The sequence below is a fragment of the Faecalibacterium sp. OF03-6AC genome (assembly GCF_003478175.1).
GTDB lineage: Bacteria > Bacillota > Clostridia > Oscillospirales > Ruminococcaceae > Faecalibacterium > Faecalibacterium taiwanense.
Window position 1 is genome coordinate 39,248 of sequence record NZ_QUEN01000005.1, and the last position, 22,442, is coordinate 61,689.

The 22,442-nt window shown below is 60.6% G+C and carries 20 protein-coding genes; 3 read left to right on the forward strand and 17 right to left on the reverse strand.

From position 1 onward, the window contains the following. Positions 1–44: 44 nt before the first annotated feature. The gene (locus DXA66_RS07160) at positions 45–1,082 is read right to left on the reverse strand and encodes a hypothetical protein (RefSeq protein ID WP_118527848.1); all 1,038 of its coding nucleotides are present in this window, start codon (positions 1,080–1,082) and stop codon (positions 45–47) included. A 72-nt stretch (positions 1,083–1,154) separates the two neighbouring features. On the opposite strand from DXA66_RS07160, the gene DXA66_RS07165 reads away from it, so the two are divergent. Together DXA66_RS07165 and DXA66_RS07170 are read left to right on the forward strand one after the other, a co-directional pair. Continuing rightward, positions 1,155–1,442, forward strand: a complete 288-nt coding sequence (locus DXA66_RS07165) for a YabP/YqfC family sporulation protein (RefSeq protein ID WP_243089050.1) — start codon at positions 1,155–1,157, stop codon at positions 1,440–1,442. A gap of 9 nt (positions 1,443–1,451) precedes the next feature. Further along, a complete protein-coding gene (locus DXA66_RS07170) occupies positions 1,452–2,594 on the forward strand; it encodes a sporulation protein YqfD (protein ID WP_118527852.1) in 1,143 nt (380 codons plus the stop codon). 406 nt (positions 2,595–3,000) lie between these two features. Here the strand turns inward: DXA66_RS07170 and hslO are convergent, their stop codons facing one another. From hslO to DXA66_RS07235, 12 genes are all read right to left on the reverse strand, one after another. Further along, positions 3,001–3,912: an Hsp33 family molecular chaperone HslO gene (gene hslO / locus DXA66_RS07180; RefSeq protein WP_118527854.1), complete on the reverse strand. Its 912-nt coding sequence runs from the start codon at positions 3,910–3,912 to the stop codon at positions 3,001–3,003. 4 nt (positions 3,913–3,916) lie between these two features. Next, entirely contained in the window at positions 3,917–4,666 is a 750-nt protein-coding gene (locus DXA66_RS07185; protein ID WP_118527856.1) for a class I SAM-dependent methyltransferase, read from the reverse strand. A gap of 3 nt (positions 4,667–4,669) precedes the next feature. Beyond that, positions 4,670–5,269 carry a ribosome biogenesis GTP-binding protein YihA/YsxC gene (gene yihA, locus DXA66_RS07190; protein WP_005940358.1) on the reverse strand — a complete coding sequence of 200 codons (600 nt, stop codon included), beginning with the start codon at positions 5,267–5,269 and terminating at the stop codon, positions 4,670–4,672. A gap of 306 nt (positions 5,270–5,575) precedes the next feature. Continuing rightward, on the reverse strand, positions 5,576–8,035 hold the full coding sequence (gene lon / locus DXA66_RS07195; protein ID WP_118527858.1) for an endopeptidase La: 2,460 nt from the start codon (positions 8,033–8,035) through the stop codon (positions 5,576–5,578). Positions 8,036–8,176: 141 nt separating this feature from the next. Beyond that, a complete protein-coding gene (locus DXA66_RS07200) occupies positions 8,177–8,722 on the reverse strand; it encodes a Gx transporter family protein (RefSeq protein WP_118527860.1) in 546 nt (181 codons plus the stop codon). Between the two features lie 13 nt (positions 8,723–8,735). Then, positions 8,736–10,631: an ABC-F family ATP-binding cassette domain-containing protein gene (locus DXA66_RS07205; protein WP_118527862.1), complete on the reverse strand. Its 1,896-nt coding sequence runs from the start codon at positions 10,629–10,631 to the stop codon at positions 8,736–8,738. A gap of 35 nt (positions 10,632–10,666) precedes the next feature. Next, positions 10,667–11,407, reverse strand: a complete 741-nt coding sequence (locus tag DXA66_RS07210) for a YjjG family noncanonical pyrimidine nucleotidase (protein ID WP_118527864.1) — start codon at positions 11,405–11,407, stop codon at positions 10,667–10,669. Positions 11,408–11,502: 95 nt separating this feature from the next. Further along, entirely contained in the window at positions 11,503–11,724 is a 222-nt protein-coding gene (locus DXA66_RS07215) for a hypothetical protein (protein ID WP_118527866.1), read from the reverse strand. 55 nt (positions 11,725–11,779) lie between these two features. Next, positions 11,780–13,633, reverse strand: coding sequence for an SGNH/GDSL hydrolase family protein (locus DXA66_RS14710; RefSeq protein WP_118528071.1), 1,854 nt, complete (start codon positions 13,631–13,633; stop codon positions 11,780–11,782). Positions 13,634–13,675: 42 nt separating this feature from the next. Continuing rightward, complete coding sequence (locus DXA66_RS07225) at positions 13,676–14,329, reverse strand: HAD-IA family hydrolase (RefSeq protein WP_243089051.1); 654 nt, start codon at positions 14,327–14,329, stop codon at positions 13,676–13,678. A 152-nt stretch (positions 14,330–14,481) separates the two neighbouring features. Next, positions 14,482–14,805, reverse strand: a complete 324-nt coding sequence (locus DXA66_RS07230) for a hypothetical protein (protein ID WP_097781897.1) — start codon at positions 14,803–14,805, stop codon at positions 14,482–14,484. Between the two features lie 75 nt (positions 14,806–14,880). Continuing rightward, positions 14,881–15,198 carry a YerC/YecD family TrpR-related protein gene (locus tag DXA66_RS07235; RefSeq protein WP_118527870.1) on the reverse strand — a complete coding sequence of 106 codons (318 nt, stop codon included), beginning with the start codon at positions 15,196–15,198 and terminating at the stop codon, positions 14,881–14,883. A 696-nt stretch (positions 15,199–15,894) separates the two neighbouring features. On the opposite strand from DXA66_RS07235, the gene DXA66_RS07240 reads away from it, so the two are divergent. Next, positions 15,895–17,622: a carbon starvation protein A gene (locus tag DXA66_RS07240; RefSeq protein WP_118527872.1), complete on the forward strand. Its 1,728-nt coding sequence runs from the start codon at positions 15,895–15,897 to the stop codon at positions 17,620–17,622. An 80-nt stretch (positions 17,623–17,702) separates the two neighbouring features. Here DXA66_RS07240 and DXA66_RS07245 read toward each other — a convergent pair whose 3' ends face one another. From DXA66_RS07245 to DXA66_RS07260, 4 genes are all read right to left on the reverse strand, one after another. Then, positions 17,703–18,395, reverse strand: a complete 693-nt coding sequence (locus tag DXA66_RS07245) for a carboxylesterase (RefSeq protein WP_118527874.1) — start codon at positions 18,393–18,395, stop codon at positions 17,703–17,705. Positions 18,396–18,586: 191 nt separating this feature from the next. Beyond that, a complete protein-coding gene (tsf, locus tag DXA66_RS07250) occupies positions 18,587–19,510 on the reverse strand; it encodes a translation elongation factor Ts (RefSeq protein ID WP_118527879.1) in 924 nt (307 codons plus the stop codon). Positions 19,511–19,558: 48 nt separating this feature from the next. Next, the gene (rpsB, locus tag DXA66_RS07255) at positions 19,559–20,281 is read right to left on the reverse strand and encodes a 30S ribosomal protein S2 (protein WP_005940316.1); all 723 of its coding nucleotides are present in this window, start codon (positions 20,279–20,281) and stop codon (positions 19,559–19,561) included. 200 nt (positions 20,282–20,481) lie between these two features. Further along, on the reverse strand, positions 20,482–22,419 hold the full coding sequence (locus DXA66_RS07260; protein WP_118527880.1) for an LTA synthase family protein: 1,938 nt from the start codon (positions 22,417–22,419) through the stop codon (positions 20,482–20,484). Positions 22,420–22,442 lie beyond the last annotated feature (23 nt).

Consider the following 22,442-nt stretch of genomic DNA (forward strand, 5'->3'; position numbering starts at 1 on the left):
CCCGGGCTGTTCGCGGAGAAAGCTCCCAGCACGCGGCCCGCACCTCAACGCGCCAACTCCTCCACCGTGATGCAGCACACGGCAAAGGCCAGCAGGGCGCAGTCCAGCGGCACGCGGCGCAGCACCACCACCCGTTCGGTCAGGGTGGTAAAGGTCTGCACGGCCTGCACCGGCACGGTGCTGCCCAGCCAGAACAGCGCCACCGAAAGCGGCAGATGCACCGCCCGCGCTGCCAGCAAAGGCCGCAGCGAGATCTCGGCCGGGCAGATGGTGCGCACCTGCAAAAGCACCGACACCCCCTGCACACTGAGCGCCGCACAGCACAGCGTGCTGGCCCACAGCCCGGTGCGGGCGGCCTGATCGCAGCCGGAACACACTTCCAGCAGCATGGCGGGCAGCGCCGCCCACGGCTGTGGCAGCAATGCCCCGCACCCTGCCGCCAGCAGCCGGAAGTACAGCACAAAGCCGCAGAGCTTCAGGTAGGTCACTGCCGCCTGCGCGATCACCGCGTCCAGTGCGGGCAGCTGAATGGTTTCCCCCTGCGCAGGTGGAGCCTGCCCGGCCCCGCCCTGCATCCGGCACAGCAGCGCCGCCGTGAGGTATCCCGCCAGCAGCTGGGCCGCAAACAGCCGCACCCCCACCGCGCGGCTGCCCAGCATCTGCTGCCCTACCGTGAGGATGACAAAGGACGGCCCGCTGCACACACAGGCGGGCAGCAGCGCCGAGGCCTGCCGGGAAGTGAGCTGACCGGTGCGCACGGCTTCGGACGCAGCCACCGCCGCCGGTGCAAAGCCCCCCAAGGCCCCAATGAGCAGCACGCCGCCCGCACCCTTTGCCCGGATGCCCATGAGCCGCGCCGCAGGCCGGAACACAAAGCCCAGCCACTGCCCGGCCCCGCAGCCTGCCGCCAGCGCCGATACGATGAGGAACGGAAACAGCGATACCAGCAGCGGCCCGCCGCACAGCCGCAGCCCCGCCTGCAGGGCATCGGCACAGCGCTGCGGCGCGGCAAACACCAGAAACGCCGTGTACCCTGCCAGCGCCAGCAGCACGCCCCGCCGGAAATTCCAGCTTCGATTCATAACTCAGCCCTCCGCATCCATATATATGTAGCAGCGCGCCGCGGGCAGAACTGCGGGATGGGAGGGAATGGGATGTGTGCCAAGCGCAAAAAGCGGCTTAGGCCGCAAAGCTGGCTGGCCCTGCTGTTCCGTCAGCCGCCGCCGGGCTTTTACCACGCCCCTGCCGTCTACCTGAGCGGGGGCCGCATGGAGGTGGAGCACTTTTGCCGCATTCTGACCTACAGCCCTGACCGGCTGTGCCTGCAGATGCCCCATGGCCGGTTGACCATCTACGGCGACGGGTTGAAGATCGTCACCCTTACCGCCAGCCGCCTGACCCTGCGGGGGCGGTTCGTGCGCACGGATTTTGCGGATGACTAGGAGGTGCCCATGGAACCGGTAAGCCTTTGGGCCGCGGTGGAGTTCACCGCATGCAATGGCAGCACCGAAGCCCTGCTTACCGCTGCCGCCCGGGCCGGGCTGCATCCCTACGGGGTAACGGCCCTGCCGGGAGGGTTTGGCGGGCGGTGCGCTGCGTGGCAGTACCCGCGCCTTGCCGCGCTGGCCCGCAAGCACCGGGTGCGGCTGCGCATCCGCCGGAAGCTGGGGCTGTATTTCCGTCTGCGCCCCTTGCTGCGCCGGGCCGGGCTTTGGGCGGGGCTGACGGTGTTTGTGCCGCTGCTGCTCTTTGCACAGCAGTTCGTCTGGTATGCGGATACCTCTTCCCTCACCACCGGACAGGCTGCGCGGGCCTGCGCCGTCCTGCGGGAAGCGGGCCTGCAGCCCGGTGCGGCTGTGACCGAGGCAAAGCTCACCGCCGGGGAGTACGCCCTTTTGCACAGCGGCGAGTTCTCCTGGGCCAGCCTGAATTTTGCCAAAGGGCGGCTGGTGGTGGAAGCCGCCGCGGCCAGACCCAAGCCGGACATTGCCGCCGGAACGCTGCACGGCATCCGGGCCAGATGCAGCGGCACTGTTCTGCGCACGAACCTTACCAGCGGCACCATGCTGGTGCAGCCGGGCCAGCAGGTGGAAGCCGGGCAGGGCCTCATTGGCACAGCCCGCGCCGAGCGGGACGGCACCCTGATCTTTGCGCCCGCCGCCGGAACGGTGGTTGCGCAGTTTGAGTGGAGCGACACCCGCACCGTGCCCTTGGAAGAGACGGTGCAGCAGTACACCGGCGCGTGCACCCGCGCATACCGGGTGACAGCGTTCGGGCACACCTTCTCCCTGCCCGCCGCGCCTGCGCCGGAACATGCGGCGGTGATCCTCCGGCACTTCCAGCCGGAGGTGCCGCTGCTGGGCCTTGCCCTGCCCTGCTCTGTGGAGGAGACCTGCCGCTATGTGCAGCAGCCGGAAACGCTGCACCGTACCGAAGCGCAGGCCGCCGCGCTGGCCCGGCTGCAAAGCCTGCAGGCGCTGTACGCCGCATGGCCGGACGCGGAGCACATCGCCCGCAAAGAGGACTGCACCGTGAACGGCAATGTACTGGACTATACCGTCACCTACACCGTGGCAGCGGACATCTGCGGGTGAAAGGATTCCCATTGTAATTCGCCAAAAAGTATGTTAAACTAAAAATACCGCCTGAAAAGGCGGTGATTAGGTGCTGTCTGCAAGCGCAGGTGGTCATGCTTCCCTCCGGCAAGCGTCCGGGGGACGTAAAAGCTTATTGTTTGTTCCCCCGTTCGCAAACGCGGAAGGGGGGATGCATCATGGTGTTGAACGATGTTCTGCAGCTGTTCGTCATTGTTGGCGGCACAGTTGGGATTACATTTCAAATCGCATGGGCAATCTTCAAAGAGATCCATAACAATAAGAAATGACCGCCCCAATCTCCAAACGGTAAGCGGTCATTCTTATTGACTATCTAGCCGGAGGGAGCTGACCATTGCGGACAGCGCCTTTTCTATTTGTAGTATAGTTGTTTTTTAGCGGTTTGTCAAGTCCCCTGCTCTGCAGCGGCACGTTCCGCCGCCTGCGCGTCGTACTCGGCAAGCAGGTCGTTGAGGTCGTACTGGTACTTGCTGTGGCAGAAGTGGCACACCACCTCGCAGGCGGGGTCCTCGTCGCGCATCCTCACCAGCTCCTTGCGGCCAAGGCTGAACAGCATCTCCTTGGTGCGCTCGGCGCTGCAGTCGCACTGGTAGTGCACATCGCGCTCGTCCAGCACGTTGGGTTCAAAGCCCGCCAGCGCCAGCTGCATCATGTCCTGGGGGGTCTTGCCCTCGTGCAGCAGGGTGGTGACGGACGGCATGGCCGCGATGTTCTTTTCCAGCTGATCGATCTCCGCATCGGTGGCACCGGGCAGCAGCTGCACCATAAAGCCGCCTGCGCACAGGATGGACAGGTCTTTGTCCACCAGCACGCCCAGCGCCATGACGGTGGGCACCTGCTCGCTGTAGGCGTAGTAGGCGGTCAGGTCCTCGGCGATCTCGCCGGAGACCAGCGGCACCTGCCCCACCGTCGGCTCCTTCTGCAGGCGGTTGTCCCGGATGACGGTGAGCACACCGTCTTTGCCCACAGCGCCGCCCACATCCAGGTGGCCGTTCGGCTTTGCGGGCAGCTCCACCAAGGGGTGATCGATGCAGCCCTTCACGTTGCCGGTGCCGTCGGTGCAGGCAATGACCACGCCCGCCGGGCCGCCGCCGGACACACGCAGGGTGATCTGGTCACGGTCGTCCTTGAGCATGGAGCCCATCAGGGCCGCGCCGGTGAGCAGACGGCCCAGTGCCGCGCTGCAGGTGGCGCTGGTGGTGTGCAGCTTTTCGGCCTTGCGGACGATCTGGGTGGAATCCACGCCGCAGAACACGACCCCGCCGTTCTCCGACAGGCCGCGGATCAGATTTGCCATAAAGTTATCCCTCCAATTGTGTATACTGCTTGACTGCGCAGAAGAAATAGCGCTGGCTGTCCTCGGTCAGCGGGCCGAAGGTCTCGCCGTCGCAGACGCTTTCCAGCGCAAAGCCGTGCTTTTCCAGCGCAGTGCGGATGGTGTCAAGGTCGTAGGTGTACTCGCAGAACTGCTCGTGGAAGTGCTCGCCGGTCTCGTGGTAGTCGATGTCCACGGTGATCCCCACGCGGCGGTTGGCGGCATCGTAGTGGTTGCGCCACACACAGGCGGCATCCTCTTCCTCAAAGGTGAACGCGTTGTCGCCCAGCACGTTCCGGTGTTTGTAGGGCGTGTTCATATCGAACAGGAACACCCCGCCCTTCTCCATGAAAAAGCCCGCGTTGGCAATGGCGGTGTCCAGATCCGGGATGTGGTTGAAGGTGTCAAAGGTGGACACCGCGCCCCGGATGGTGCCGTACAGATCGAGCTTGAGCAGGTCCTGCCGGAGCAGCAGCAGCCTGCCGGAAAGACCCAGCTGTTCGGCCTTATCGCGCACAACGCAGAGCATCTCCTCGGACTGGTCAATGCCGATCATATCATAGCCCGCCTGCGTGAGCATCAACGTCAGCTCACCGGTGCCGCAGCCAAGGTCGGCAAGGATGCCATCGTGGATGCCGTGCTCCTTGAGCTTTGCATGGATGTGGGCATACAGGGCATCGTAATCGGCCTCGCCGTTGAATTCATCGTAGAAATAGGCAAATTCGTTGTAGGCCATGGTTTACTCCGCTTCCTGTTCCCCGGCCACAGCGGCATTGAGCACCGCCTGCAGCTCCGGGATGCCGTAGCCGTTCTCGCCGCTGGTCAGCACCACCTTTTGGCAGCCATAGGGGCGGCAGAGGTTCTCAAAGTCTTCCAGCGTCTTGGCCAGCTGGCTCTTTTTGAGCTTGTCGGCCTTGGTCAGGGCCACCACGTAGGGGATCTGGTGATAGTGCAGGTAGCGCAGCATCTGCTCATCGTCGGCGCTGGGGGCGTGGCGGCAGTCCAGCAGCTGCACCAGCAGGGTGTGGTGGCGGGGTGCTTCAAAGTAGCTGTTGATGAGGTCGTCCCAGCGCTCACGGTCGGCGTTGCTCACCTTGGCGTAGCCGTAGCCGGGCAGGTCCACAAAGTAGCAGTCGTCCACCGAATAGAAATTGATGGTGGCCGTTTTGCCCGGCGTACTGGACACGCGGGCAAGGTTTTTGCGGCTGCACAGCTTATTGATCAGGCTGGATTTGCCCACGTTGGACCGCCCCGAAAAGCTCAGTTCCGGGCGGTCGCTCTCGGGCAGCTGGCTGGAAATGCCGTAGCTGGCAATGAAATCAGCTTTGTTGTAATTCATGGAGCTTTCCTTTCTTTGATAAGGGGATTGTCACCGGACACTCCGTCCCGCCTGCGCTCGCCAGACCACCAGCGAAGGCAAGCCCTCGCACTTCCCGTCGGGCTTTTCTGTCGATTTTAGTCGCAGCCTGCACTTTAGACATGGCTTCGCGCATCTTGCCGGAGTATCCGGTGCCGATCCCAGCAGGGCGGCAGATAGTTTCTCCAGCGAATGTCCTGGGGGTGGGGCCCCGGCGCGCAAGCGTTGGGGCGGGACTGGAGTCCCGGGCTGTTCGCGGAGAAAGCTATCTGCCGCCCTGCCCTATTCTCAGCACACCGCGCCGGGCTGGGGCTTTTCTGCGGTGGGCGGCACAATGGCGGCGTCTGCCGCCTTTTTCTTTGCATGGGTGCGGCTGGGAGCCTTGGCCTTCTTTGCGTTCTGGGGCTTGAGCAGGGCCGCGTTCAGCACCTGTGTCAGGCTCTGCATGGGCAGGAAGGTGAGGTTCTTCTTCACCTCGTCGTCCACCTCATACAGGTCGGGTTCGTTGTCCTTGGGGATGAGCACCGTTTTCATACCCTCGCGGTAGGCCGCCATGCTCTTTTCCCGCAGGCCGCCGATGGGCAGCACGTTGCCGTGCAGGGTGATCTCGCCGGTCATGGCCACATCGCCGCGCACCGGGATGCCGGACAGGCAGGACACCAGCGCCGTGGTCAGGGTGACACCGGCAGAAGGGCCGTCCTTGGGCACTGCGCCCTCCGGGGCGTGGATGTGCAGGTCGCACTTCTTGAGCTTTTCCGGGTCGATGCCGTACTCGGCGGCGTGCACGCGCACCCACGTAACGGCCAGCTGAGCGCTCTCCTTCATCACGTCGCCCAGCGAACCGGTGACGGTGATCTTGCCGCTGCCGTTGTCCATCACCTGCACCTCGATGGGCAGGGTCTCGCCGCCCACGCTGGTCCATGCCAGACCGTTGGCGATGCCCACCGCGTTGGTGCGGTTGAGGAAGTCGGGCTTGACGAAGCGGGGGCCAAGCAGCTGTTCCAGCATGGTGCCGGTAACGGAGACGCTTTCCACCTCGCCTGCGGCGATCTTGCGGGCGCACTTGCGCAGCACGCTGGTGATGGTGCGTTCCAGATTGCGCACACCGGCCTCGCGGGTGTAGCCGTCAATGATGCCGTACAGCGCGCTCTGGCTCAGCGTGACCTTGCCGGTCAGGCCGCAGGCCTTGAGCTGCTTGGGCAGCAGGTGCTTGCGGGCAATGTTGTATTTTTCCACGCGGGTGTAGCTGGGCAGCTCGATCACGTCCATGCGGTCACGCAGGGGGCCGGGGATGCTGCCCAGATCGTTGGCGGTGGTGATAAAGAGCACATGGCTCAGGTCGAACGGGATATCGATGAAATGATCGTTGAAGGTGCTGTTCTGCTCCGGGTCCAGCGCTTCCAGCAGGGCCGCGGCCGGGTCGCCCCGGAAGTCGCCTGCCAGCTTGTCGATCTCGTCCAGCAGCATGAGGGGGTTCGCGCTTTTGGCAGAGATCATGGCAGTGATGATCTTGCCGGGCATCGCGCCGATGTAGGTGCGGCGGTGGCCGCGGATCTCGGCTTCATCCCGCACGCCGCCAAGGCTGATGCGCACATACTTGCGGCCCAGACTTTCGGCGATGGAGCGTGCAATACTGGTCTTGCCCACGCCCGGAGGGCCTACAAGGCAGATGATCTGTGCCTTCACGTCCGGTGCCAGCTTGCGCACGGCCAGCGTTTCCAGAATGCGGTCCTTCACCTTTTTCAGGCCGTAGTGGTCGCGGTCCAGGATCTGCTGTGCGCGGCTGATATCAAGGTCGTCCACCGTAAAGGTGTTCCACGGCAGGTCAAGGCAGGTGTCCAGATAGGTGCGGATGACCGTTGCCTCCTGATTGGAGCCTTGCATCTTGGCAAGGCGGTCCACTTCCTTGAGCAGCTTCTTCTCGCTGTCCTCGGCAAGGTGCAGCTCGGTGATCCTGCGGCGGTACTCGTCGGCCTCGGCGTGGGTGTCGTCGCCCTCGCCCAGCTCGTCGCTGATGATGTGCAGCTGTTCGTGCAGGTAGTAATCGCGCTGGTTCTTGTCCATGGACTCGTTGACCTTTTCCGCGATCTCCTTTTCAATTTTCATCACCTGACACTCACGGCGCAGCATCTCGATGAGCTTTTTCAGCCGTCCGTTCAGGGTGCCCTCGTCCATCACAGCCTGCTTGTCCTCGTAGCGGAACAGCAGGTTTGCGGGCATGTACTCGCTGAGGAAGGCGGGGTCGTCGCTGGAAACGATGGCAAACACCACGTCCTTGCCAAGGCGCGGGTTCATGCCAAGGTACTCGTCAAACCCGGCCTTGAGGGCGCGCAGCAGCGCTTCGGTCTCCACAGCATCGTCGGCCTTGCCTGTGCGCACCGGGGCCGGGCGCACCTCCGAAAGCAGAAAATCGCCGCTGGCATCCAGTACACTGAGCTTTGCGCGGTACTTGCCCTCCACCAGGACCTTTACAAGGTCCCCGGAGACACGCAGCACCTGCTTGACCTCGGCCACCACGCCGTAGCTGAACAGGTCTGCCTGCTGCGGCTCGGTGGTGTCCATGGACTTCTGTGCCACCAGAAACACGTTGGAATTATTTGCCATTGCCCACTCCACGGCGGCAATGCTCTTTTCGCGGCCCACCTCAAAGTGGACGAGATTGTTGGGGAACACCACCAGCCCCCGCAGGGCGATGGTGGGCAGATGCAGCTTTTTGCGCTCCACCTTGATGGTAACTTTTTCACTCATAGTGCAAACACCTCCCGGCTGCCGCGCACTTTCCCACGGCGGCAGCGCTGTATGCAAGAGATTTTATCTTTAAAATAGCAGGTTGTTTCCTTATTATACTGATTTCCGGCCAAAATGCAACTGTGATGCATGGACGGTTGGTTATTCCCCCCGCTTTTCCTGCGTGGAGAAGCCCATTTTGCCCAGCGCCGGCAGCAGGGCCTTGAGGGTGATGGAGGTCAATGCGCCCATCACAAGGCCCAGCACCAGCATGACCGGCGCATAGTAGAACGACAGCGACGACGAGATGATCACGCCTGCGCCCAGCAGCTGGCCGATGTTGTGGGCCAGTGCGCCGCATACGGACAGGATGAACCAGGTGGGCCGCACCGGCAGCAGATAGTACAGCACCCACATCACCAGCAGGGACAAAAGGCCGCCGCACAGCGAGAGAAGGCCCGCCGTGAAGCCGGACACCAGAAACACGAACAGCGCCTTGAGCACGTCCAGCACCAGCGCCTGCCTTGGCCCCATGAAAAACAGCGCGTACATCACCACGATGTTGGCAAGGCCCAGCTTCATGCCCGGCAAAAGGCCCGGGATGGTGAGCGTGCCCTCAATGAACGAAAGTGCCATGGCCAGCGCAAACAGCAGGCCGGAAAGGGCGATGCGGCGCGTTTTTTCGTAACTGCGTCTGTTTTGGGGCATGCTGCACCCTCCTTTACTCTTCGGTCTGCTGGCTCTGCTCGTAGCTTTCCTGCTCTTCCATGGCAGCTTCCCACGCGGCAAACAGCTCTTCCTGATGGAAGCGCAGGTCGCTCAGCTCGTCGCTCTTCTGGCGCAGCAGGTCGGGGTCGTTGTACACTTCCGGCGAGTTGATCTCGTTGTCCAGCTCCACTTCGCGTGCACCGCAGGCTTCCATCTCGTCCTCGCAGGCCTTGATCTTGGCGCGCAGCTCGGCGCGGCGGCGGCGCTGCTCCCTGCCGTAGCCGGTCTTGGCCGGTTCGGCGGCCTTCTGCACGGCAGGTGCCGGGGCGCTGCGGCCCATCAGGGCATCGTAGCTGGGGTAGAGGGTGGCCTTGCCGTCCTCAAGGTAGAGGATGGGACAGGCCAGACTGTTCATCAGGTGGCGGTCATGGGTGACCAGCAGCAGCGTGCCGGTGTAGGCCATGAGGGCCTCGGTAAGGTTCTCGCGGGTGTAGATGTCCAGATGGTTGGTGGGCTCGTCCAGAAACAGCAGGTTGGGCCGTTCCAGCACGATCTCCGCAAAGCGCAGGCGGGCCAGCTCGCCGCCGGAAAGCGCCTCGCAGGGCTTGAACACCGTCTCGCCCCGGAAGCCCAGCTTTGCCAGATGGCTGCGCACCTCCAGCTCGGTCATGCGGGGGTACTTGTTCCAGATCACATCGATGACCCGGCCCTGCCCCAGACGGTTCTGCTGCTGGGCAAAGATGCTGGGCCGTGCGCCGGTGCCCAGCCGCACCATGCCGCCGGAGGGGCGGCGCTTGCCGTCCAGCACCTGCATCAGGGTGGACTTGCCCGCGCCGTTGGGGCCTGCGATCACCAGCCGCTGGCCGCGGCACACCGTGTAGGTAAAGGGTTCCAGCAGGGTGCGCTCCCCTATTTTGATGGTCAGGTTCTTGAGCAGCACCAGCTCGTTCCACGGTTCTACGTCATATTCAAACCGGAACTTGAGCTGGTTGGTCTCGTCCTTGGGCGCTTCGGTGATCTCCAGCTTTTCCAGCTGCTTGCGGCGGCTCTGGGCCATTTTGGTGGTGGAAGCGCGCACAAGGTTGCGGTCCACGTAGTCCTGCAGCTTTTCGGCCAGTGCCACATCTGCATCGTGCTGCTTCTGGCGCAGGGCATCGGCGGCTTCCTTCTGGGGCAGGTAGGCCGAGAAGTTGCCCTTGTAGGTGGTCATGGTCTGGAAGGAGACCTCCCAGATCTTCGTACACACGTTATCGAGGAAGTAGCGGTCGTGGCTGACCACCAGCACCGCACCGGAATAGCTTTTGAGGTAGTTTTCCAGCCATTCCATGGTGGCAAAGTCCAGATGGTTGGTGGGCTCGTCCAGAATGAGCACGTCCGGCTTTTCCAGCAGCAGCTTTGCCAGCCGCAGCCTCGTCAGCTCGCCGCCGGAGAGCACCGCAATGTTCTTCTGCCATGTATCCTGCGCAAAGCCCATGCCGGACAGCACCTTTTTGATGTTCACATCCATGTTGTAGCCGTCGGCGGCATCCACGATGTTCTGCAGCTGGTCGTGCCGGGCCAGCAGGCTGGCATCCTCCGGGTTTGCGGCCATTTTGCGTTCCAGCACCTGCATCTGGGCCATGGCATCCAGCACAGGGGCAAAGGTGGAGCGCATCTCGCCGTAGAGATCCAGCGTGGCATCCAGCTTTGCGTTCTGTTCCAGATAGCCCAGCGTCACGCCATGGGTCACGCTGAACTCACCTTCGTAGTCCTGGTACTCGCCGGTCAAAATCTTGAGCAGGGTGGTCTTGCCCGCGCCGTTCTGGCCCACGATGCCGATGCGGTCCTCCCGCTCGACACTGGCGGTCACATCGTGCAGCACGATCTTCTCGCCAAAGCTCTTGCCTAGTTTTTCCAAATGTATCAGCATAGTTTTATGATCTCGTTCTCCATCCGCTTATTGGCTCAGCACTGGTGGCGGCGGTTCTTCAGGCCCACATTGGCCAGCTCTTCCTGCTCCATCACCAGCGGGTACAGCTCTTTCAGGTCTGCGATCTCGTAGGTGGGCACCACCTTGCCGGGGTTCTCGGCGTGGCTGGGGTTATACCAGCAGGTGTCAAGGCCTGCATTCACGCCGCCCTGAATGTCGCTGCTCAGGCCATCGCCCACCACCAGCACATGCTCGCGGTTCTCCACGCCAAGGGCGCGCAGGGCCGCATCAAAGATCTTCCGGTTCGGCTTTTCGCTGTCCATCTTCTCGGAGACGAACACGTCCTCCATAAAGTTCAGCACACCGCTCTCGGCCAGGCGGCGGGTCTGCACCTTCTGGAAGCCGTTGGTCACAACGGCCAGCGTTGCCACCTCGGAAAGTTCCCGCAGCACATCCAGCACTTCCGGCCCCATCAGGTCCGGGTGGGTGGAGAGCTGTTCCAGATAGAAGCGGTTCATCTCGGCTCCGTCACCGGCGGCATCAATGGCCTTGAGGAAGCGGGTGAACCGCTCCGCCATGAGCTTTTCCCGCTTGAGCTGGCCTTTTTCCAGCTGCCGCCACAGCTCCGAGTTGATGGTGCGGTAGGTCTGCACCGTTTCTGCGTCCGGCTCAATGCCGTAGTTCACCAGCGTTTCGGCCAGTGCCTTGCTTTCGGCTGCGTCAAAGTTCAGCAGCGTGTTGTCTGCATCGAACAGCACGCAATAATATTTTGCCATAAACCTTCCCTCTTTTCCTTCTGCCATGGCCTCAGCTGCCATGCGCTCAACAACAGGCAGAAGCCAGCCCTGCCGTAAACAGAGCTGGCTTCACATCATTCTGTTACAATTTCGTACGGTGGTACGTCCGTCTGCTCCGGGTCGTTGTCCGGGCAGGTGGTTTTGACATCACAGGGGGTGGCAGCACACTTTGCCATTTCCTCTTCCAGCGCGCCGTTGTCCACGTTCTCCCAGTCGGTGCCGTAATCGTCCACGCTGCCGTCGGTCACGTTCTCTTCCCCGGGCAGCGCCGGGATGCGGGGTTCCTCGTAGTACATGCAAACGCCTCCCTTCCTGCCAGCCTATGCGGCACGGCAGGCCGGGGTGACAGCCTCAGGACGCGGAGTCCGTGGATGCGGACTGCTCGTTGGCGGCTTCCTTGCTGGCATTGGATTCCGAAGCCGCATGGGAGCTGCCAGAGCTTGCAGAGCTGCTCTCGCTGCTGGAGCTGCTATGGGAAGCCGAGCTGCTCTCACCAGAGTCCGCGTGGGACGAGCTGGTGCTGTGGGAAGAGCTGGCTGTTCCGTTGGAAGCAGAAGCCGAGCCTGCCGGGGAAGCCGTGCTCTCACTGCTGGAAGAGCTGTGAGACGAGCTGCCGGAGGTGGATGTAGCCCCGGAGGATGCCCCGGAGGTGGTGCCGGACGATGCACCGGAAGAACTGGTGCTGCCGGAAGAACTGCTGCCCGACGTGCTGCCAGAGCTGCCGGAGCTGTGAGACGAGCTGCCGGAGCTTACGCCGCTGACCGTCACATTCAGGGCGTTGCTGGTAACGGTGCAGCCGTTGTAGCTTGCCACTGCGTACACCTTAAAGGTCGCATCGAGCATGGAGGGGTCGATCTCCACCTTGACGGTGGTCTTGCCCGCCGCCTGCGGCACTTCCACACCGTTGGCGTACCAGCGGATGCTGTCGGCAGTGAGGTGCTTGCCGCCCAGCTTTGCGGTAAAGGTGTAGGAATCGCCCAGCACGGCCTTGCCGGTGCTGCTGATATGCACGGAAGCCGCTGCAAACACGGCGGTCACGTCCACGTTCTGCTTGAAGTTCGTATCGGTGCGGGTCTTCTGGGTCACGCCGTCGCTCCACTTGACGAACACATAGCCGTCCTGCGGCACAGCCGTCACGCTGATGGACTGGGCGGCGCTGGTCACTTCATAGGAGAGGGATGTCTTGCCGCTGTCGCTGCCGCTGGAAAGGGTGCCGCCGGTCTTGTCCACCCGGTAGCTGGCCTGATACAGCACGCCCTGCTCTTCGGAAGAGCCTGCAGCCTCCGAGCTGCTGGGTGCTGTCACCGCAGAGCTGGGGTTCGGGGTATACTCAGCGCGGGTGGGAATGTTGGCGGTGTCCGGGCGGCGGTCGTCGGTCTGGTAAGCGTGGGTGCGCAGATAGCTCAGCATGGCCTTCAGGCCCACGGGCTTCAGGTGGATATCGCCGGTCTGGTAGTAATCCTCGCGGCCATAGCCGTTGGCATCCTTCAGCGCTTCGGCGCTGTTGAGGAACTTCAGGCTCATCTGCTCACACATGGACAGCAGGGCCATGTTGAAGTCGTCGATCTTGGTCTGGTCCATGTGGGGGTAGTTTGCGTGGTTTGCGGGCACCGGCGGCACCGTGTTCACGATGATGTCGGTGTAGGGGTAGCTTTCCTGAATGGCCTGCACCAGCGCGGTGTAGTTCTTGATGAACTCGTCCACGCTCATGCCGGTATCATTGGTGCCCAGCATGATGACCACGCGGCGGGGCTTCATTTTGGCCACGGCCTGCGCGATGGTGTAGGTGCTGCTGTCCTTTTTAAAGGTAACGATGCCCTCGTTCAGGGCGGCATGGGTGCCAATGCCCTCCTTGGCGCAGAACTGCTGCAGGCTGATCAGGCCGTTGGCGTACAGGCGCACCGTGTTGGAATCGCCGAGGAACAGCGTTTCCTTCTGGTAGCTCTCGCCCGCGTCGGCGGTCTCCGGCAGCAGGGCGGCAGAGGTCTCGCTGATCTGGTAGTGATCCGAGATATCCTCTTCGCCCGGCACCAGCACCTCGCTGGAGGGCTGTTCCACCGGGGCCGCAGGGGTCTTGCCGCGCTTGAGCAGCGTCATGGTAATAGCAATGGTCAGAATGGCTGCCAGCGCGCACACACTGCACACCAGCACAGCCTGCTTCTGCATAGGAGTAAGCGATTGCTTTTCCGGTCGTGTATTTCTCATATCTCTCACCATTCATTTCGTTTCCGGCACAGGGCCTTCCGGTCATGCCTGTCCGTTCAGGATCTGGTCTGCAAGGCTGGCGCAGCTTTCGGCCAGCAGCACCGGGTGGAAGGGTTCCAGCTCTTCCCTGCTGCCGTAGCCGTACAGCGCACCGGCGGCATCCAGCCCGCAGTCCGCAGCGCCGCGCATGTCGTCGTTGCGGTCGCCCACCATCAGCACCCGCCTGCCCTGCATCATGGGCTGGGCCAGCACATGGCGCACCACGTCGGTCTTGGTGTCGCGGCTCTCGTCCATGGATGCGCCGCCGATAAAATCAAAATAGCCTGCAAGGCCCTTTTCTTCCAGAATGGGCGTGACGACCTGCGTGGGCTTGGAGGTAGCGGTGCACAGCACAAGGCCCGCATCCTTCAGGCGCTGCAGCATCTCTGCTGCACCGGGGTAGGCGGCGCACTCGTGGCTGCCCTTGACGGCGTAGCTGTCGCGGTACAGGTCGGTGGCCTTTTCAATGAGGGCCGGGTCGGTAAAGTGCTCACCAAAGCTCTTGCGCAGCGGCGGGCCAAGGTAGCGGCGCAGGTTCACATTTGTGGTGTCCACGCCCATCTTACCAAAGACTTCTTTTAATGTATTTATGATACCGGGAGCGGAATCGATCAGGGTCCCGTCCACATCAAACAGGATCGCATCGTAGTTCAGCAATTTGTAAATTTCCTCACTTTCATGGTGATACATTGTATAGTATAGCACAGAATCCCGTTATCAGCAATTCCAACAAATGGTTTTTACAAAAATTATGCATTCAAGCAGAGAAAAGGCCCGCCCGGCATCCGGACAGGCCTTTCAGCATCTTCTTACTTCGCTGCGGCATCCGCAGGCGGATAGTACAGGTTGTTGGAGACGAACTCCAGCTTATCCTTGAGCACCAGCTCCAGGTTTGCCACGGCGTGCACCATGTTGGTGGCCGAATCGTTCACTTCCAGCAGCTTGCACAGGTCCAGACCGTCCAGTTTCATGGCGGCATCCATCTTCCGGCTTTCGGCGCACAGGATGTGGCTCAGGGCATTTTCCTGCAGAGCGATGCTCTCCACAAGGTCAATGACCGCCTGCTCCAGCGTCACCTTGGGCAGGCAGGGGCAGGGGCAGCGGGTGGTATCGATACAGTTCTCAGCAGACATGATAAAACCTTCCTTTCGTTCATCCGGTCAGGGGGCGGTGTACGCCCCATTCTATGTCTGCCGGGTACGCCGGTGTTACTCCTGCTTTTTAGGGTTCTGGGTGCCGCGCACCTTTTCAATGGTCTCGCGGTAGCCGCCGGAGCCGTACTGGATGCAGCGGTTGATGCGGCTGATGGTGGCCGTGCTGATCTCCACTGCCTTCACGATCTGATCGTAGGTTCTGCCGTCCAGCAGCATCTTTGCCGCTTCCAGCCGCTGCGCCATATCCGAGATCTCCTTTACAGTGCACAGGTCTTCAAAGAAGTTGTAGCACTCCTCCCGCGTTTCCAGACTGAGGATGGCATCAAACAGTGCATCGGTGGTCTGGTTTCTTCTGGAATTTTTATCTGCCATGAATGTTCTCCTTGCCGCCGCAGCGGCCTGTCCGGTTTTGGGAGCGTTCCCTCTTTTAAATGTTTCGGAACTGTTCCGGTTCTTTCCTGCATCATCACTTTAGCACATCAAAGTGTGAAAGTCAAGCCCTTGGCGTGAACTCTTTTCATTCGTTGACGTATATAGTTTTCTTCGTTTCACGCATGAACAAAAATCACCTAAAAATTCTTGCAGAACGCTTTCCTGAATTAGTGTATCCTCCGAACTTGTTCCAAGGATATTGACAATTTGTGAATTCCGCACTAAAATACGGACAATCATTCGGCAAATGCGATGAACAGGACATGATTCTTTGCAGCACCCTCTCCCAGAGAGCCGCCCATCTGATGCAAGGGCAGCAGTCAGGAGCAAAGCGTTCTCCCCTGCGAGCAGCCTGTGTGAACAAAGGCGCTGACCCCGCCTTCCAGTAATGCATGGCCGTTTTGCCCACGTTACGGGGCTGCGTATGTATGTACGCTGGGAGTGGCTGCCCTGTGCAGCAAACGAAGTGGTATCGCGGAGTATTCCATACACAATGTGCAGTGTATGTGAAGGCCTTCGTCTTCGATGGTTCGTCCCAAATGGAACGAACGCAGGAGGACGGGGCCTTTTTTTACACCCTGCCGCACCCATGCCGCTGACATTTGCCGGATGCCAAAAAGGAAAGAGGTAAGAACAATGAATACGTTGGTCATCGTATTGATCGCAGCCGTGTGTCTGTTTGGCGCTTATATGCTTTACGGCCGCTGGCTGGCAAACAAGTGGGGCATCGACCCCTCTGCCAAGACCCCGGCAGTTGTCCATGAGGACGGCCGGGACTACGTTCCCACCGACGGCTGGACCGTGTTTGCACACCAGTTCAGCTCCATTGCCGGTGCAGGCCCTGTTACCGGTGCGATCCAGGCCGCTGCTTTCGGCTGGCTGCCGGTGCTGCTGTGGGTGCTGCTGGGCGGCATCTTCTTCGGTGCTGTCACCGACTTCGGCGCTCTGTATGCTTCCGTCAAGAACGACGGCAAGAGCATGGGCATGCTGATCGAAAAGTACATCGGCAAGACCGGCCGCAAGCTGTTCCTGCTGTTCTGCTGGCTGTTCTGCGGCATCGTGATCGCCGCCTTTGCCGACATGGTGGCCGGCACCTTCAATGCCTACGGTGCTGACGGTGCTCTGGTGGAGGCTGCCCAGACCAACGGTGCTGCCGGCATGGTCTCCATCATGTTCATGGTGTTCGCCGTGATCTTTGGCCTGCTGCAGAAGAACCTGCACTTCACCGGCTGGAAAGAGAATGTGATCAGCATCGTATTCATCGTGCTGTCCTTTGTGGTGGGTGCAAACTTCCCCATCATTCTGGGCAAGGCTGCATGGAGCTACATCACCTTTGTGTACATCTTCTTTGCCGCTGTCCTGCCCATGTGGCTGCTGAAGCAGCCCCGTGACCACATGACCACCTTTATGTTCGTGGCCATGATCGTGGGTGCTGTTCTGGGCCTGATCGTCAACCATCCCGTCATGAACCTGCCGGTGTTCACCGGCTTTACCAACGCCAAGCTGGGCACCATGTTCCCCATCCTGTTCGTTACCGTTGCCTGCGGCGCTGTTTCCGGTTTCCACAGTCTGGTGTCTTCCGGCACCTCCTCCAAGACCGTTACCAATGAGAAGGATATGCTGAAGGTCGGCTATGGTGCCATGGTGCTGGAAAGCCTGCTGGCTGTCATCGCCCTGTGCGTGGCCGGTGCTTCTGCTGCTGCAGACGGCACCCCCGCAGACGGCACTCCGTTCCAGGTCTTCAGCCGCGGCGTTGCCAGCTTCTTCGTGGGCTTCGGCCTTGACCAGCACTTTGCCTCTGTGTTTATGACCATGTGCGTTTCCGCACTGGCCCTGACCAGTCTGGATGCTGTGGCCCGTATCGGCCGCATGAGCTTCCAGGAGCTGTTCAGCGTGGACGACATGGAGCATGCTGAGGGCTGGCGCAAGCTGCTGTGCAACGTGTACTTCTCCACCTTCCTGACTCTGGCTTTCGGCTTCCTGCTGACCAAGATCGGCTACGCCAACATCTGGCCCCTGTTCGGTTCTGCAAACCAGCTGCTGAGCGCTCTGGTTCTGGCCACCCTGTGCGTGTTCCTGAAGGTCACCGGCCGCAGCAACAAGATGATCTTCCCTCCGCTGATCATCATGCTGTGCGTCACCTTCACCGCTCTGGTGCAGCGCCTGATCGCCATGGTCAAGGCCATCAGCAATGCCGCTGCTGTCACCATCCCCGCTGGCGAGACCACTTGGGGTGCTGTGTTCATTGCAAACGGCCTGCAGCTGATCCTGGCCGTGCTGCTGATCGTTCTGGGCCTGAACATCGTGTTCCACTCCTTCAAGGCCTATAAGAATGCTGAGCACAACAGCGAGGCAAAGGTTTGAGTTTCAGATCCTGCTGAACTGAATCTGTAAATGCAAACTGCCGCTGACGGCGTAAAAACCGTCAGCGGCGTTTTTTGTACTCAGAGATTGGCCTCTTCCCAGCTCTGCAGCACGGCCAGCTGCAGCGGGGTGTGGAACCAGTGTTCCCCGCCCTCCATGATCGTCAGATGCGCCCCGCTTTCCTGACGGAAGCGCTCGATCATGGTGCGGCTGGTCAGGGCATCCCTGTCACCATACAGCACCTGCGTGCGGCCATGCCAGTGCAGCGGATGTTCCCGCACCCAGCACAGATATGGCCATGAGAGGGTCTCCCCAAGATCCGTGGGGATCTCCCCTGCCCGGTGCAGCTGTTCCTCGGTCACATGGGCATATTGCATCATATTCGTGATGAGAGCTTCCATATCCACCACCGGAGAGACCAGAAGGGCCTGTTCCGGCGCGTCTCCCTGCAGCGCCTGCATGGCAAGCCACGCGCCGATGCTGACCCCATACAGCCGGATATGCGCCCACACCGGCTTCATGCGGGCATAGACGGCTTCTATCTCCGGCACAGCCACCCACGGCAGAAGCCGCTCCGGGCTGTTTTTCCGTGCGCCATGCTCGGGCAGGTCGATAGCCAGCACCTGCCAGCCTGCTGCACAGGCTGTAGCGGCAAAGCGCTCTGCCTCTTCCTTGCAGCCGTTCTTGCCATGGAGATAGAGGTAAACATTCCGGCTCCGGCTGCCGTACAGGATGGCAGGGATGCCCGCAAGAGTCATGGTTTGTTTTTTCATAAGGGATTCTCCTTATCCGATCATGCTCTCCATTCGGAGAGACGTTTTGTTTACACTGCGCATTGCTTTTCGTCCTCCCTTCTTTCCGTTTTCTCTATGATAGCACATCCGCCCGCCAAACACAAACAAAAAAGGAGCCGCAGCGCCCTATTACGGGTACTGCAGCTCCCAATTCAACTTTGGAAGTTAAATTACTTCACCATGCTTGCAACTTCAGCAGCGAAGTCGTCAGCACGCTTCTCCAGGCCTTCGCCCTTCTGGAAGCGGGTGAACTTGACGATCTTGATGTCGCCGCCCAGATCCTTAGCGACCTTAGCGGTGTACTGAGCAACGGTCAGGTCGCCGTCCTTGACGAACTCCTGATCGATCAGGCAGTTCTCCTTGAAGAACTTCTTGATCTTGCCCTCGATCATCTTCTGCTTCACAGCCTCGGGCTTGTTCGCGGTCTTGGGATCGCCAGCCATCTGAGCCAGCATGATCTCCTTCTCCTTGGCCACGACCTCAGCGGGGACAGAAGCCTCATCGACATAGCCGGGGTTAGCAGCTGCGACCTGCATGGCGATGTCCTTGCCGTAGGTAACGAACTCGTCCTTAGCCTCGATGCCGTTGGTGGTCTCGAAGTTGACCAGAATGCCGTGGGTGCCGCCGCCGTGGACGTATGCAGAGCAAACGCCCTCGTAACGGACGAAACGGCGAACCTTGATGTTCTCCTTGATGACCAGGATCAGGTTCTTCAGAGCCTCGTCCACGGTCTCGCCGTTCTCGGTCTTGCAAGCCATCAGAGCCTCAACATCAGCAGGGTTCTGCTTCATGATGACCTGAGTAGCCTCCTTGACGAAAGCAACGAACTTGTCGTTCTTGGCAACGAAGTCGGTCTCAGCGTTGACCTCGATGACAACACCCACCTTGCACTCGGGGCAGTAGTCAGCGTAGACCATGCCCTCGGCAGCGGTACGGCTTGCCTTCTTGGCAGCGGTAGCCAGACCACGCTCACGCAGGATCTCGATTGCCTTCTCGAAGTTGCCGTCAGCCTCGGTCAGAGCCTTCTTGCACTCCATCATGCCGCAGTCGGTCTGCTTGCGCAGTTCCATAACGTCCTTTGCAGAAATAGCCATTTTCGTATTCTCCCTTACACGTTATTTTGTTGTTTGTGGGATGGGAAATCAGGCGTTTGCTGCATCCTCAGCGGGAGCGGCCTCCTGGTTGCCCTGCTTGCCTTCCAGCACAGCGTCAGCCATAGCGCCAGCGATCAGCTTGACAGCGCGGATCGCGTCGTCATTGCCGGGGATCACGTAATCGATCTCGTCGGGGTTGCAGTTGGTATCAACGATAGCCACGATGGGGATGTTCAGCTTGCGGGCCTCAGCAACAGCGATGCGCTCCTTGTGAGGATCAACGATGAACATAGCCTTCGGCAGGGTCTTCATGTTCTTGACACCGCCCAGGTACTTGTCCAGCTTCTCCATCTCCAGCTCCAGCTTGGCAACTTCCTTCTTGGGCAGCAGCTCGAAGGTGCCGTTCTCCTTCATCTTAGCCAGCTGATCCATACGGTCGATGCGCTTGCGGATGGTGCGGAAGTTGGTCAGCATACCGCCCAGCCAGCGAGCGTTGACATAGTGCATGCCGCAGCGCAGAGCCTCGTCACGGATGGACTCCTGAGCCTGCTTCTTGGTGCCGACGAACAGGATGTCGCCGCCCTCAGCTGCAACTTCCTTCACGTAGTTGTAAGCCTCGTCCAGCTTCTTCACGGTCTTCTGCAGATCGATGATATAGATGCCGTTGCGCTCGGTGAAGATGTACTTTGCCATCTTGGGGTTCCAGCGGCGGGTCTGGTGACCGAAGTGCACACCTGCTTCGAGAAGCTGCTTCATAGAAACGACTGCCATAATAAAATACCTCCAGATATTGTTTTGCCTCCGCACACCGTGATCCCGGGCCGTATCGGACGGTTCGGGACTGCCCTCCACCCATTTGGGCACAAAAGGGCATAGTGATGCGTGTGTAATGCTTTGTTATAATATCACAAACAAACGCCGGTTGCAAGAGTTTTTCTCTGTTTTTTACAAAGAAATCGTCTGTTTTTCGCTCATTTGCCTGTGTCCACGCCGCTCAGGCCCGCAAGGCCCATGCGCTGCAGGGCGTATCCCCTGCCGAACATCAGGTCGTACTGCAAAAGCCAGTGCTCTGCGCACCACCGCTGCTGGAACTCGGTAGGCTCCTGCGTGGTGGTGCCGTCCAGATTCATGGTGGTTCCGCGGGTATTGGTGCGGCTGGCCACACGCAGCTGACGGTTCAGGAACTGGAAGTAGAGCGGCTCTTCCAGACCGTAAATGTCCATCATCACCGGCGAGATATCGTAAGCGGCAATGGTGCCAAGGTCCACCTGCTGCTGGCTGTAGTTGGACCACATCAGCAGCGTGGTCTGGTGCAGGCGGGGGTCTGCGCTGGAATCGCTGGCATAGCCGGTAGTGGTGTAGACATCGTAATTGGAATCGATGGGGTTATAGTGGTCGCCCCAGAACACCAGAATGACCGGCTCGTCCACCTGCGAGAAGTATTCGGTCAGTTTGCCCAGCATGGCATCTGCATCCCGGATACCGGTAGCAAAATCTTCCAGCGCACCCACGGTGCTGGGCTTGAGGCCCGCCGGGTGGGACAGCACCTTCACCCGCTCGTCGTCCGGGTAGTTGTCCTTGTTATAATTGGTATGGTTCTGCATGGTGACAGCGTGCAGGAAGATGGGCTTGTCCGAGCTGGACTTCATGCTCTCGTACTGCTGAATGATCTGGTCGGCCATGGAATCATCGGTGACAAGGCCGCTGGTCCAGTAGTGCTTGCGCACCTTGGTCACGCCATGCATATCCTCAAGGCTGATAAAATCGTCAAAGCCGAGGTTGGGGTAAGCCTTGTCGCGGCTCCAGTATTTTGCCCAGAAGCAGTGCACGGCTGCGGTCTGGTAGCCCTTGAGCTTGAGGTAATTGGGCATGGCGAACATGGGCTTGGTCACATGCTGCTGGTAGGGCTTGCTGCCGCTGGGCAGGAAGGATACCGAGTAGCCGGTAAGGGCTTCAAACTCCACATCGCAGGTGCCGCCGCCAAAGCTGGGGCTGTAGGCCCGGCCATAGGCGCTGGTCTGCTGCAAGGCGTGCAGGTTCTTGGAGACATCGGTATCAAAGGTGATGCCGTACTGTTCCAGCTCCGAGACATCCCAGTAGGACTCGTCCATCACATAGATGATGGTGGGCTGCTTCACCTGCTCGTCCTTGGGGGTCACGGCGCTGTAGCTGGTGGAGTACAGCGGGCTGGTGGCAAACTTCTGGCTCTCGTCCACATTGTCCAGCAGGGCATCCACCGCTTCCTGCGAGTATTCCTCGGGCTTCGAGATCTCCAGATTGGTGAGGTTGGTCATAAAGCCGGTGATTACGCCATAGTAGCGATAGTAACGGTCCTGCATCCATGCATCCGGCGTAATGCCCAGCACCTGCGTGACAGCGGGCTGCAGGTACACGCCGAACACCAGCAGGCAGAGGGCCGCTACGGTGGCGGCACTGCCCGCCAGCCGGGGCAGCCACCGCTGTTTGTGACGGCCGCGGTACAGGAAAAAGCTGCCCGCCGTCAGCACCAGCACCACGATGATGGCCACGACCATGCTGGGCTGGATCTTGAGGCCCGCAGCGGATGCCACACCGGCAGCCTCCGACACCTGTGTCAGATCCCATGGCAGGAACGGCTCGCCGCGCAGCTGCAGGGTGTAAAAGTTCACCGCGCAGGGCGCACAGCCCAGCACCGCCATGCCCAGCGTGGACAGCGGCGGGCAGCGGAACACCCAGTCCAGCAGCAGCCACACCAGAAACAGCAGCAGCCACGCCAGCAGATAAGCCCCGATGTGCGGGAAGATAAAACTTGCAAAAACGTCTGCGCTCAGGCTCCCGCGGGCGATCCCCTCGCCCAGCAGCAGCACGATCAGCGATGCCGCCAGCGGGAATACCATCCGCAGCGCCAAAAGCGGTTTGGGAGTTTTCATAATTCCTGTTCCTTTCCTCATCC